Genomic DNA, 13,183 nt, shown 5'->3' on the forward strand with positions numbered 1-13,183 from the left:
TTGTTAAGGGCGTCCGGCGTCGCCCGGATTGCTACCGTCACGACCATGTCGGTCACGGACGAATACCTGAAGAACAACGAGGAGTACGCGAAGACCTTCACCGGCCCGCTACCCCTGCCTCCGAGCAAGCACGTCGCGGTGGTGGCGTGCATGGACGCCCGGCCCGACGTCTACCGCATCCTGGGTCTGCGCGACGGCGAAGCGCATGTCATCCGCAACGCCGGCGGGGTGGTGACTGATGACGAGATCCGATCGCTCGCGATCAGCCAGCGGCTACTGGGAACGAAGGAGCTCATCCTCATCCACCACACCGACTGCGGGATGCTCACCTTTACCGACGACGATTTCAAGAAGTCGATCCAGGACGAGACCGGCATCAAGCCGGAGTGGGCCGCGGAGGCGTTCAGCGATCTTGCCGAAGACGTGCGGCAATCGCTGCGGCGGATCGAGGCGAGCCCGTTCGTCACCAAGCAAGAGTCTCTGCGCGGCTTCATCTTCGACGTCGCCACCGGCAAGCTCGACGAAGTGACCCTCTGACCGTCAGAAGGGTGGGGGGTCGTCGTCGCTGTCGGGGGTTGCCGGGGGTGGTGAGTGTTCCACCGGGGCGGCTCGGGCGGCAGCGGCGGCGTGGGCTGCTGCTGCCGCGGCCATCGCGCGTTGGGCGGCGTTGTGGGCCCGTTCGGCGGTGATGCGTGCGGCGGTGTCGGCGGCGCGGGTGCGTCGTCGTGTCGGCATCTTGGCTTTCCGGTGGGGGTTCGGCGGCGGTTTCGCCAGCGGCGGCAACTCGGCGGTGGCGACATCCCAGCTGGGGAAGAACAGTCGGCTGGCGGGCATGGTGGTGTAGCGCTTGCCGAGTGGGGCGGTCCAGGTGACGGTGCCGTCGGGAAACTGTGTGTCCTGCCAGCCGTCGTCGAAGGTTTTGGTCAGGTGGTGGGTGCGGCACTTGCAGTGCAGATTCGACGCATGCGTCGGCCCGTAGGGCCAGGGCACCACATGATCGATATCGCAGCGTGCTGCGGGGACCCCGCAGCCGGGGAAGCGACAGAACATGTCGCGGGCGCGGACGAACGCGGCGAGTTTCGCCGAGGGCTGGTAGTGGGGTTCGGGATCGAGGCCGGGTTGCCATAGCGGTTTGATCCGTGCTCCGGCGCGGATCGTTTCAGCCAGGGCGGGGAGGGGCAGGATGGTGCCATCGGGCATCAGCGCGGTGCCCGAATCTTGCGGGCAGGGAACGGTATTCGGCGGCGAAGCCTCCGGCTTCGACTTGGCCTCCGGCTCACCCTCCGGCTCGGGCTCAACCTCGGGCCCGGCTTCACCCTCCGACACGGCCGCCGGTTCTGTCCCCGGCCCCGGCTCCGGCTCCACCTCTGCCGCCGACTCAGACGCCGCCTCCGGCTCTGCTTCACCCTCCGGCTCCGCCTTTGCCTCGGGGTGGCGGCGGGCGTACGCCTTCTGCTGTTGGCGATCTTCTTCGGCGATGAGGTTGTGCGCGGCCGCGATCGCGGCGGGGTCGGCGACGACGTTGATGACGATGTGGGAGGTGTCCGGGGCGGTGGTGATGCAGGCCGGGTTGCCGCATCGGCACGGCAACGGTTGGCCCAGAAGGATCGCGCCCATCGCACACGAGCGTCGTTCGTCGATGCTGCGGGGATCGTCATCGCACAGGCCGGTGAGCAGGGCGGCGATCCGTGCGGCCAGCACGGCGGCTTCGCAGCCGAGGATGTGTCCCCAGATGGTGGTTAGTTCGTCGGGGTCGTCGTGGGCGCCGATCCGGAAGGTGCGTCGCCGGAGGGCCTCTTTGGCGCGGGTGACCGCGTCGGGGTCGTAGCGGTGGATCAGCGCGTCGATGGCGTTGATCAGTCGCTCATCGGACAGTGGTTCCCACCGTTGGGCCTTGTCGGCCAGCGCGGCATCGACCAGTGCCATCGTGTCGGCGTCGATGATCAGGCGGCTGCGCCAGGTGATAATCGCGATCATGCGGGCACTGAGCCGGCCCTGCAGGCACAGCGCCGCGACTTTGGGGAGCCGATCGCGTAGCGCGAGTGCGATGCGCATCTGGGCCGAGGCTTTGCGGTAGCCGACATTGAGGACCGCCCCGACCTCGGAGGCGGTGGCGGCCCAGGAGTCACACGCCCGGTCGTCGCGGGCCTCGTCGAAGGTCACCGACTGGTGCACCAGCTGGGCGAGCGCGGCCAACTTCCGCGCCCCGGCCAGGGCCTCCTCGCGGGCGGATTGCTCGATCGCAGCGACCAACGCGGAGACGTCCATCCCCGCGAACACTGTATCGAACATGTGTTCGATAGTACCGCGCGGGGGTGACAAATTCGAGCGGCGAGCGCACGGGACATCTTGACATCGCCCCCGCATGACCGGTAATTTCCGGTCATCTGAGTAATTCTGGCAAGATCTACCAACTTTACGAGGAAGCTTATGACAGCCGCTCCGGTGGCCGCTCCCGAGCCGGGTCAGTATGAGCTGAGCCATCTGCGCATGCTCGAGGCCGAGGCCATCCACATCATCCGCGAGGTCGCCGCCGAGTTCGAGCGGCCGGTGCTGCTGTTCTCGGGCGGCAAGGACTCGATCGTCATGCTGCATCTGGCACTCAAGGCGTTCGCGCCGGCCCGCCTGCCGTTCCCGGTCATGCACGTCGACACCGGACACAACTTCGACGAGGTCATCTCCACGCGTGACCGCCTGGTCGCCGAGAACGGTGTTCGGCTCGTCGTCGCGTCGGTCCAGGAGGACATCGACGCCGGCCGCGTGGTCGACAACGGCCCGTCCCGCAACCCGCTGCAGACCGTCACGCTGTTGCGTGCGATCCGCGAGAACCGCTTCGACGCCGCGTTCGGCGGGGCCCGGCGCGACGAAGAGAAGGCCCGCGCCAAGGAGCGGGTGTTCAGTTTCCGCGACGAATTCGGTCAGTGGGATCCCAAGGCGCAGCGACCCGAGCTGTGGAACATCTACAACGGCAGGCACCGCAAGGGCGAGCACATCCGCGTGTTCCCGCTGTCGAACTGGACCGAATACGACATCTGGGCCTACATCGGCGCCGAGGACATCACGCTGCCGGCGATCTACTACGCGCACACCCGTCCGGTGTTCCAGCGCGACGGCATGCTGCTCGCGGTGCACCCGTTCATGCAGCCGCGGGAGGACGAGCCCGTCTTCGAGACCAGCGTGCGGTTCCGCACCGTCGGCGACGTCACCTGCACGGGCTGCGTCGAATCGGTCGCCTCGTCGGTGGAGGACATCATCGCCGAGACCGCAGTGTCGCGGCTGACCGAACGCGGTGCGACGCGCGCCGACGACCGCATCTCCGAAGCGGGGATGGAAGACCGTAAGCGCGAGGGGTACTTCTGACATGGCAACCCTGTTACGTATCGCCACCGCCGGGTCCGTCGACGACGGCAAGTCCACCCTGATCGGCCGGCTGCTGTTCGACTCCAAGGCCGTCATGGAGGATCAGCTCGCCGCCGTGGAGCGCACCTCCAAGGAGCGCGGAAACGACTACACCGATCTCGCTCTGGTGACCGACGGGCTGCGCTCGGAGCGGGAGCAAGGCATCACGATCGACGTCGCCTACCGCTACTTCGCCACGGCCAAGCGGAAATTCATCATCGCCGATACGCCCGGTCACCTCCAGTACACCCGCAACATGGTCACGGGCACCTCGACCGCGCAGCTGGCGATCGTGCTGGTCGATGCCCGCCACGGCCTGCTCGAACAGTCCCGCAGGCACGCGTTCCTGGCGTCGCTGCTCGGTGTGCAGCACATCGTGCTGGCCGTGAACAAGATGGACCTGATCGACTGGGACCAGCAGAAATTCGAGGACATCCGCGACGAATTCCACGCCTTCGCCGCCCGGCTGGACATCCACGACGTCACCACCATCCCGATGTCGGCGCTGCTCGGCGACAACGTCGTCACCAAATCGGACAAGGCGCCCTGGTACGACGGACCCGCACTGCTGAGCCACCTCGAAGAGGTCTACATCGCCGGTGACCGCAACCTGATCGACGTGCGGTTCCCGGTGCAGTACGTGATCCGTCCGCAGACACGCGACCACGCCGACCACCGCAGCTACGCGGGCACGGTGGCCGGCGGCGTCATGCGCGTCGGTGACGAGATCGTCGTGCTGCCCAGCGGGAAGACCAGCAGCATCACCGCCATCGACTCGCCGACCGGCCCTGTGGTGGAAGCGTTTCCGCCGATGGCCGTCTCGATCAGCCTCGCCGACGACGTCGACATCTCACGCGGTGACGTGATCGCCCGGGCCAACAACCAGCCCCACGTGTCGTCGGAGTTCGACGCGACCGTGTGCTGGATGGCCGACGAGACGGCGCTCGAACCCGGTCGCGAATACCTGTTGAAGCACACCACGCGGACTGTGCGGGCCCGGGTGGCCACGCTGGACTACCGGCTCGACGTCAACACCCTGCGCCGCGACAAATCCGCCACCGCGCTCAAGCTCAACGAACTCGGCCGGGTCACGTTGCGCACCCAGCAGCCGTTGCTGCTCGACGAGTACTCCCGCAACGCCGCGACGGGTTCGTTCATCCTGATCGACCCCGACACCAACGGCACGGTCGCCGCCGGCATGGTCCGCGACACCACACCGGTCGCGAACCGCACCGCCACCCCGAACACCGTCCGGCACGAGTCGCTGGTGGCCGCCAAGGACCGGCTGTCGAGGGGGCGCACCATCTGGTTCACGGGGCTGTCGGGATCCGGGAAATCGTCGGTGGCCATGCGTGTGGAGCAGAAGCTGCTCGAACGTGGCTGTCCGGCATATGTTCTCGACGGTGACAACCTCCGGCACGGCCTCAACGCCGATCTCGGGTTCTCGATGGCCGACCGCGCCGAAAACCTGCGCCGACTGGCCCACATCGCGACCCTGATGGCCGATTCAGGCTTGACGGTGCTGGTGCCTGCCATCAGCCCGCTCGTCGAACACCGCGAACTGGCCAGGGCCGTGCACGTCGATCAGGGCTACGAGTTCTTCGAGGTGTTCTGCGACACCCCGCTGGAGGACTGCGAGCGGCGCGACCCGAAGGGGCTGTACGCCAAGGCTCGTGCCGGTGAGATCACCCACTTCACCGGGATCGACAGCCCGTACCAGCGGCCGAAGAGCCCGGATCTGCGGCTGACGCCCGACCTCGATGTGGACGAACTGGCCCAGCAGGTCATCGACATGCTCGACGCCGGCCGGTGAACGACCACGACCTGGCCGCCCGGCTGGCCACCCGCGCCGGCGACCTACTGCTCGACGTGCGGGCAGAGTTCGCCGAGGCGTCGGTCGAGGAGCGGAAAGCGGCGGGGGACAAGCGGTCCCACGACTTCCTGATGGCGGAGCTCGCGGAGCAACGACCCGGCGATGCGGTCCTCTCGGAGGAGGGCGCCGACGATCCGGTCCGGTTGCGCTCGCAGCGGGTGTGGATCGTCGACCCGCTCGACGGCACCCGCGAGTTCTCGGAACTCGGCCGCGAGGACTGGGCGGTGCACGTGGCGCTCTGGGAATCGGGGGAGCTGGTGGCCGGCGCGGTGGCGCTGCCCGCGCAGAACACCACGCTCGCGACGCCCAGCGTCGCCGCCCCGCGGCCGATGCCCGCCACACCGCGCATCGTGGTTTCCCGGACCCGGCCGCCGGCGATCGCGCTGGCCGTGCGGGACGCGCTGGACGGTGAACTGGTCGAGATGGGTTCGGCCGGCGCCAAAGTCGCCTCCATTGTGCAGGGCCTCGCCGACGTCTACGTGCACGCGGGCGGACAGTACGAATGGGATTCGGCCGCACCGGTGGCGGTGGCGCGCGCGGCCGGCCTGCACACCTCCCGCATCGACGGTTCCGCGCTGACGTACAACCGCGAGGATCCCAAACTGCCCGATCTGGTGGTGTGCCGGCCCGAGTTGGCCGAGGCCGTCCTGGCGGTCACCCGCGCTGGGTAGGCTCGGCCCCGTGTCGAATCCCACCCTGCGCGTCCTGGCCGATCTGCCCCAGCAACCGGTCAACCTGTCCGAGTCGACCCTGGTGCTCATCGACTGCCAGAACACCTATACCAAGGGTGTGATGGAACTGGAGGGCGTCGGCGCGGCGCTCGACGAGGCGGCGGTGCTGCTCGACCGCGCGCGCACCGCCGGGATCCCGATCATCCATATCCAGCATTCCGACGGTCCGGATTCGCTCTACGACATCGACGGGGAGAGCGGGGCGATAGTGCCTGCCGTCGCTCCCCGCGAGGGGGAACCCGTCGTGGTCAAGCAGTATCCGAATTCCTTCGTGCAGACCGATCTCGACGAGCGGCTCAAGGAGGTCGGCGCGTCGAACCTCGTGCTGGCCGGGTTCATGACGCACATGTGCGTCAACTCCACCGCGCGCGGCGCGTTCAACCTCGGCTATGCGCCGACGGTGGTCGCGGCGGCGACCGCGACGCGCGCGTTGCCGGGACTCGGCAGCGACGACACGGTCCCCGCTGCGGCCATGCAGGCGGCCAGCCTCGCGGGGATGGCAGACCTGTTCGCGGTGGTGGTCCCCAGTGCGCAGGACATTCCCGACTAGCGCGGATGGTCGGACTCCTCAACGCGGACTCCTTCGTCGCCGCTTGATCGTCGTCCGACTAGATTCAAGACATGCGGATGTCGGCCAAGGCGGAGTATGCCGTCCGGGCCATGGTGCAACTGGCCACCGTCGACGACGGCGTGCTGGTCAAGACCGATGACCTTGCCAAGGTTCAGGGCATCCCCGCGCAGTTCCTCGTCGACATCCTCTCCGAACTGCGCACCGACCGTCTGGTGCGCAGCCAGCGCGGTCGCGACGGCGGTTACGTACTGGCCCGGCCGGCCGCCGACATCAGCATCGCCGACGTGCTGCGCTGCATCGACGGCCCGCTCGCGAGCGTGCGGGACATCGGCCTCGGGGATCTGCCGTACTCAGGGCCGACGGCCGCGCTGACCGACGTGTGGCGCGCGTTGCGGGCCAGCATGCGCTCAGTGCTCGAACAGACCAGCCTGGCCGACGTGGCGTCCGGCGCCCTGCCCGAGCACGTCGCGTCGATGGCCGGCGACTACCTCGACCAGGAGCGTGAGCGCGGTCACCACGACCGCGTGGACACGAAATAGGCTGGCCCCGACCGAGTTCGCACGATCAGTATCGTCGTCGTGGTGGAGTCCGATCGATCCGAGGAGCCGGCCCGGCGTCGGCGCCCGCTGCGCTTCGCGCTGCGGGGTCGACCCGACCCGGCCTCCGGTGCCGGCCAGCGCAGGCGAGCGTCCGGTGGGCTGAGCGAGCTTCACACCCGCAAGGTCCTCGACCTGACTGTCCGGCTCGCCGAGGTGATGTTGTCATCGGGGTCCGGCACCGCCGACGTCGTGGCGACCGCCCAGGACGTGGCGCAGGCCTACCAGCTCACCGACACCGTCGTCGACGTCTTCGTGACCACCATCTTCGTCTCGGCACCCCCGACGGCCGACAGTCCGCCGGTCACCATCGTGCGGTCGGTCCAAGCCCGCTCGACCGACTACTCGCGGCTCGCCGAACTCGATCTGCTGGTGCGCCGGATCACCTCCGGCGGTGTGTCGGTCGACGAAGCCCACGACGCGATGGACGAGCTGTCCGAGAAGCCGCACCCGTACCCCCGCTGGGTCGCCACCGCGGGGTGGGCCGGTTTCGCCCTGGGTATCGCGATGCTGCTCGGCGGAAGTTGGTTGACCTGCATCCTGGCCGCCGTCTCATCGGTGCTGATCGATCGCGTCGGCCGGGTGCTCAACCGGATCGGCACCCCGTTCTTCTTCCAACAGGCCGCGGGCGCGTTCATCGCGACGATGATCGCCGTCGCCGCCTATCTGTTCGCCGGCGTGGGACCGACCGCGCTGGTCGCGACCGGCATCGTCATGCTGCTGGCGGGCCTCACCCTGGTGGGTTCGGTGCAGGACGCGTTGACGGGCTACATGGTCACCGCGGTGGCCCGCCTCGGTGACGTCCTGTTCCTCACTGCGGGCATCGTCGTCGGCATCCTGGCCGGGCTGCAGGTCGCCGCCCTCGCCGGTATCCAGATTCAGCTCTACGTCGACGCCACCGAGTCTTTCGTCATGCCCACCCGGCCGGTGCCGATCCTGCTCGCGGTGCTGGGCGCGGCGCTTGCCGGCGCCTGCCTGACGATTGCCAGCTACGCCCGGTTGCGCTCGGTGGTCACCGCCGGTATCGCCGGGGGTCTGGCGGAGGCGGTGCTGATCGGACTAGGGGCCGCAGGAGTCGGCGGGGTCGTTGCCACAGGCACAGCGGCCGTCGGCGTCGGTTTGCTGGCCACCCTGATTTCGATTCGCCGACAGGCTCCGGCGCTGGTCACCGCGACGGCCGGCATCACACCGATGCTGCCGGGCCTCGCCGTGTTCCGCGCGGTGTTCTACTTCGCCGTCGACCGCAACATTCCCGGCGGGATCGCGCAGGCCCTGGGCGCCGCCGCCATCGCGCTGGCCATCGGCGCCGGCGTGGTGATGGGTGAGTTGCTCGGTTCCCCCCTGCGCTACCGCGCCGGGCGCATCGGGCGATTCCTGCGCGTCGAAGGTCCACCCGGCCTTCGCCGGGCGATCGGCAACGTCGTTGCGCTGCGGCCGTCCCCCGATCAGCAGCCGGTGCGCAATCCGCACCAGCGGTCGTGGAGCGTCGCGCTGCAACCGGAGTCCCCAGATCCCTCCGACTGCGACGCCGACGAGTCCGCGGGCCCCCCGGGAGGCGAGACCACCGAACGGTAACGTCGGTTGCTGACACCGAGGAGGAATGTGTGAACTCCGAAGATGATCAGGCAGCCGCAGCCGGCGGGCACCCCGACCCAGGGGTCGTGAAGAAGGCGATCGCCGCGTCCGCCATCGGCAACGCCACGGAGTGGTTCGACTACGGAATCTACGCGTACGGCGTCACATACATCTCCGCCGCGATCTTTCCCGGCGACGCCGCCAACGCGACGCTGCTCGCGCTGATGACATTCGCCGTCTCGTTCCTGGTCCGGCCCCTGGGCGGATTGGTCTGGGGTCCGCTCGGCGATCGGTGGGGCCGCAAGCAGGTGCTGGCCATCACGATCGTGCTGATGGCCGGCGCGACCTTCTGCGTCGGCCTGGTCCCCAGCTACGCCGCGATCGGCATGTGGGCGCCATTCCTGTTGGTGCTGCTGCGGATGATCCAGGGATTCTCGACCGGTGGCGAGTACGGCGGCGCCGCGACGTTCATGGCCGAGTACGCCCCGAACCGTCGCCGCGGACTGCTCGGCAGCTTCCTCGAGTTCGGGACGCTCGGCGGTTTCGCACTCGGCGCGCTGCTGATGCTCGGCTGCTCGCTGCTGCTCGGTGACGACCAGATGCACGACTGGGGTTGGCGGCTGCCGTTCCTGGTGGCCGCCCCGCTCGGCCTGATCGGCGTCTACCTGCGCTCGCGACTGGAAGACACCCCCGTGTTCCGCGAACTCGAGGAGAAGGGCGAGACGAAGGATCGCGCCACCACCCAGTTCCGTGATCTGCTCGCCCGCTACTGGCGGCCGATCCTGCAGCTCGGCGGCCTGGTCGTCGCGTTGAACGTCGTCAACTACACGTTGCTCAGCTATATGCCGACCTATCTGGAGACCCAGATCGGACTGTCGGCCGATCAGTCACTGCTGGTGCCGGTCATCGGCATGCTCGCAATGATGGTCTTCGTGCCGTTTGCCGGTCTGCTCAGTGACCGGGTGGGACGCAAGCCGCTGTGGTGGTTCTCGTTGATCGGGCTCTTCGTGGCCGGTGTGCCGATGTTCCTGCTGATGGGCACGAACCTCGCCGGGGCGGTCATCGGTTTCGCGGTGCTCGGGCTGCTCTATGTGCCGCAGCTGGCGACCATCTCGGCGACCTTCCCCGCGATGTTCCCCACCCAGGTGCGGTACGCCGGCTTCGCGATCGCGTACAACGTGTCGACGTCGCTGTTCGGCGGCACCGCGCCGGCGGTCAACGAATGGCTCACCAACACCACCGGCGACGTGCTGTTCCCGGCCTACTACATGATGGGCGCGTGCGTCATCGGCGCACTCGCGCTGATAAAGGTCCACGAGACCGCGCGCTGCCCGATCAACGGCACCGTCACGCCGGGCACCGACGAGGCGCCCGACCCGGTGCCTTACGAAAAGGTCTGAGTGCCTTACGCGTTCCCGAAACCCACTGCGCTGCGGATCAACGGCAGCGTCGCCATCGTCGCGAATCCCGGTGTCGCCGCGCACACGGCGGGCACCGCGTTGAGCACCTGCATGGCCGTCGCGATGTTGGCGGCGTTGACGTGTTCGGCCATACTCGCCGCACGCGCGAAGCTGGCCAGTGCGATGAAGTGCGCCTGCATCGACGGATCGCCCTCGATGGTCAGCGTCCAGCCGTGCCGCGGCGTCGGCCAGTGTCGCGGATATTCGTTGCCCACCGTCCACAGCGTCTCGATCTCGACGAGGGGCTCACCTGCGCGCCGGCCCACCCAGTTCCACCGCTGACCCGCCGTGGTGCCCGCCCGTAGGACGTGATCGAAGATCTCGTGGTCGGCCTGCGCCGGGATGGCTTCGACCGACGCGGTCACCTCGTCGATCCCCGCGCGCAGCGCATCGGCGATCAGCCAGACCTCCTCGGTGAACAGGCCGCTGTTGAAAGCGAGGAATTCGGTTGCTTCTGGGCTGATCTCGTCGATCGGTCGACCGAAGGACATGTTGTCGAACGTGATGGCGGTGCTGTCGTACACCGACCAGTCGGCCCGCTCCTGCAGCGTGACCTTGGCGATGGTGCGGCTCATCCCCGACAGGGCCAGGGGCAGCACGCCGGACAGGTTGCCCGGGTTGATCCCGCTGCCGTGCACCGTGGTGCCACCCCGGCGGCACGCCTCGTCCAGGCGCCGGCGAACGTCGGCCGGTTGCCGGTCCGGATGGAACAGGAAGGCGGTGGTGACGAGGTTCTTGCCGCTCGCCAGCACTGCGCAGACGTCATCGAGATCGACGATGCGCGGCGTGTAGAGCACACAGTCCGCCTCCAGCGCCAGCACGGCCTCGGTGTCGGTGGTCGCGGGGACTCCGACGGCAGGCCGGCCGACCAACTCGCCGGCGTCGACGCCGTCTTTGGCGTCCGAGTACACCTTGACCCCGACGAGCTCCAGATCCGGCCGGTGATCGAGGAGGGTGGCGATCAACTCCGAGCCGACGGCCCCGGTGCCCCACTGGATCACGCGCAGCGGGGCGCTCACGCGTCGGCAATCGTGTGAATGAACGTGTCGGACATCGGTCCAGGATGCAGGATGGCGCCATGGCGGTCTTCGATATCCGTGACCTGAACAAGCCTGTCATCGTCGCCCCGATGGCCGGCGGCCCGTCCACCCCGGCGCTCGCCGCTGCCGGCACCGACGCCGGCGGTCTGGGTTTCGTGGCCGCCGGATACCTGACGGCCGAGACGTTCGCCGAGCGGCTCAGCGCCGCGCGCGCCCTGACGTCCGGTCCACTCGGCGCGAATCTGTTTGTCCCGCAACCCAGCGTGGCCGGTGACGACGAGGTGGCGCGGTACGCCGAAACGCTGGCCCCCGATGCGCGACGCTACGGCGCCGAGCCGGGTGCTCCTCGATCCGACGACGACGCCTGGCAGGCCAAACTCGACGTCCTGCTCGAACTCCGGCCGGAGGTGGCGTCGTTCACCTTCGGTCTGCCGAGCGCCGAGGAGGTGGCGCGGCTGCGCACCGCGGGGATCGCCACGGTCGGCACCGTGACGACGGTCGACGAGGCTCACGCGGCGGTACGGCGCGGGGTCGACGTCGTCGCGGTGCAGGGGCCCGAGGCCGGCGGCCACCGCGGCCACTTCGACCCCGGGTTGCGGCCGCCGAACCAGCCGCTGGACGAGCTGCTCGCCGCGGTGCTCGCGGCGGTTGACGTTCCGGTGGTCGCCGCCGGTGGGTTGATCGATGCGCGCGGGGTCGCTGCCGTGCTCGACGCGGGTGCGGTGGCCGCGCAACTGGGCACCGCCTTCCTGTTGGCCGACGAATCGGGGAGCTCCCCCGTGCACCGCGCCGCGCTGCGCGATCCACAGTTCACCGAGACCGTGGTCACCAAGGCGTTCTCCGGTCGCTACGCGCGCGGACTACGCAACCGCTTCGTCGTCGACCACGATGAACAGGCGCCACTGGCCTATCCGCAGGTGCACCACCTCACCGCACCGTTGCGTGCGGCAGCGGTGCGCGCCGGCGACCCGCAGGGGACGAACATCTGGGCGGGAACCGGATTCCGTTCCGCACCTTCGGGTTCGGTCGCCGACATCATGGCCGGCCTGACCTGACCTCCTCGATGACCACGTCGCCGCTTTCGCTGCGCGCGGTGATCTGCGCGGCCGCCCTGGCCGGATCCGACGTCTCGGGCACCCGAACGACGGAGGACTGGTCGCTCTCGGTCCGCACCAGATAGGGGCCCTCTGCCGGCAGTCCGAGAACGACGTCGCCGCTGCGGCTGGTGGCCTCCACGGTGCGCGGTGCGGTATCCCCGAAGTCGACGGCGATGTCGCCGTCGGAGGTGGTGGCGGCGAAACGTTCGGTGACGGAGATCGGCCGACGGGCCGCGACGTCACCGTCAACTGTTTTGACCTCTACGCTTCGGGCGCCGCCGCCGAGGATCACCGAGCCGTCCGACGTCTCGGCGATCAGGTGGTCGAGATCGGTCTGCACCAGCGTGACACCGGTGTCCTGCCGGGTACGCACCGTCATCCGCCTGGCCTGCTCGGGTGGCAACGACACCGTGATCTCGCCTCCGCGTGCCCAATCGACGATCGCCGACGGTCGGCCCTCGAGGCGGATGCGGGTCTCGGCTCCTTCGCTGGTCACCGTGAGCTGGTGGTCCCCGCCGCTGCTGGTGTTCACCACGCGCAGCTCGGCCCGGGGTTCGCGGGCATCGCGATCTCCGGTGATGCGGATGGCGACCGGTACGTCGCCGGCGTCGATGGACAGCGACCGCATGGTCGGCGACAGGGTGTGGCTGTCAGCGGCCACCCGCACCGTGCTGACGCCCCATGCCGCGACGCCCAGCGCCACGAGGGTGCCCACCACGATGACCACGGCGGCGGCGACGAGGACACCGCGAAAGGTCTTGCGGCCGTTGGGGGTCAGCTCCGGGGGTGCACCCGTGTCGGCGGGTGGTGGGGCGATGGTGGTCATGTGGGGTCCTTTTCG

At 68.9% G+C, this 13,183-nt stretch carries 12 protein-coding genes; 9 read left to right on the forward strand and 3 right to left on the reverse strand.

Translation table 11 applies throughout. The features are described from left to right. Positions 1-45: 45 nt before the first annotated feature. Positions 46-537 (forward strand): carbonic anhydrase, encoded by a 492-nt coding sequence (locus tag A5757_RS04030; RefSeq protein WP_066828873.1) that lies wholly within the window; start codon positions 46-48, stop codon positions 535-537. Positions 538-540: 3 nt separating this feature from the next. Here A5757_RS04030 and A5757_RS04035 read toward each other — a convergent pair whose 3' ends face one another. Continuing rightward, positions 541-2,292 (reverse strand): HNH endonuclease signature motif containing protein, encoded by a 1,752-nt coding sequence (locus A5757_RS04035; protein ID WP_066828874.1) that lies wholly within the window; start codon positions 2,290-2,292, stop codon positions 541-543. Between the two features lie 138 nt (positions 2,293-2,430). Here A5757_RS04035 and cysD point away from each other — a divergent pair, with 138 nt between their 5' ends. The 7 genes from cysD to A5757_RS04070 all read left to right on the forward strand — a co-directional run bounded on the left by cysD (position 2,431) and on the right by A5757_RS04070 (position 10,145). Next, positions 2,431-3,360: a sulfate adenylyltransferase subunit CysD gene (gene cysD / locus A5757_RS04040; protein ID WP_066828875.1), complete on the forward strand. Its 930-nt coding sequence runs from the start codon at positions 2,431-2,433 to the stop codon at positions 3,358-3,360. A 1-nt stretch (position 3,361) separates the two neighbouring features. After that, entirely contained in the window at positions 3,362-5,212 is a 1,851-nt protein-coding gene (gene cysC / locus A5757_RS04045; RefSeq protein WP_066828877.1) for an adenylyl-sulfate kinase, read from the forward strand. Further along, positions 5,209-5,943, forward strand: coding sequence for a 3'(2'),5'-bisphosphate nucleotidase CysQ (locus A5757_RS04050; RefSeq protein WP_066828879.1), 735 nt, complete (start codon positions 5,209-5,211; stop codon positions 5,941-5,943). Before cysC ends, A5757_RS04050 begins: the two co-directional genes overlap by 4 nt. A gap of 10 nt (positions 5,944-5,953) precedes the next feature. Continuing rightward, entirely contained in the window at positions 5,954-6,553 is a 600-nt protein-coding gene (locus A5757_RS04055; RefSeq protein ID WP_066828881.1) for a cysteine hydrolase family protein, read from the forward strand. Between the two features lie 71 nt (positions 6,554-6,624). Beyond that, positions 6,625-7,113, forward strand: a complete 489-nt coding sequence (locus A5757_RS04060; RefSeq protein WP_066828883.1) for an RrF2 family transcriptional regulator — start codon at positions 6,625-6,627, stop codon at positions 7,111-7,113. A 42-nt stretch (positions 7,114-7,155) separates the two neighbouring features. After that, positions 7,156-8,745 carry a threonine/serine exporter ThrE family protein gene (locus A5757_RS04065; RefSeq protein ID WP_066828986.1) on the forward strand — a complete coding sequence of 530 codons (1,590 nt, stop codon included), beginning with the start codon at positions 7,156-7,158 and terminating at the stop codon, positions 8,743-8,745. A 29-nt stretch (positions 8,746-8,774) separates the two neighbouring features. Further along, positions 8,775-10,145, forward strand: coding sequence for an MFS transporter (locus A5757_RS04070; protein ID WP_066828885.1), 1,371 nt, complete (start codon positions 8,775-8,777; stop codon positions 10,143-10,145). Positions 10,146-10,150: 5 nt separating this feature from the next. Here the strand turns inward: A5757_RS04070 and A5757_RS04075 are convergent, their stop codons facing one another. Beyond that, complete coding sequence (locus tag A5757_RS04075) at positions 10,151-11,224, reverse strand: dihydrodipicolinate reductase (protein WP_066828887.1); 1,074 nt, start codon at positions 11,222-11,224, stop codon at positions 10,151-10,153. A gap of 59 nt (positions 11,225-11,283) precedes the next feature. Between A5757_RS04075 and A5757_RS04080 the strand changes: the two genes are divergently transcribed. Continuing rightward, entirely contained in the window at positions 11,284-12,300 is a 1,017-nt protein-coding gene (locus A5757_RS04080) for a nitronate monooxygenase (RefSeq protein ID WP_066828889.1), read from the forward strand. On the opposite strand, the gene A5757_RS04085 is transcribed toward A5757_RS04080, so the two are convergent. Further along, positions 12,281-13,168, reverse strand: coding sequence for a DUF4097 family beta strand repeat-containing protein (locus A5757_RS04085; protein ID WP_066828891.1), 888 nt, complete (start codon positions 13,166-13,168; stop codon positions 12,281-12,283). The genes A5757_RS04080 and A5757_RS04085 overlap by 20 nt on opposite strands. Positions 13,169-13,183: the final 15 nt, after the last annotated feature.

Source organism: Mycobacterium sp. 852013-51886_SCH5428379 (assembly GCF_001665575.1).
Taxonomy (GTDB): domain Bacteria; phylum Actinomycetota; class Actinomycetes; order Mycobacteriales; family Mycobacteriaceae; genus Mycobacterium.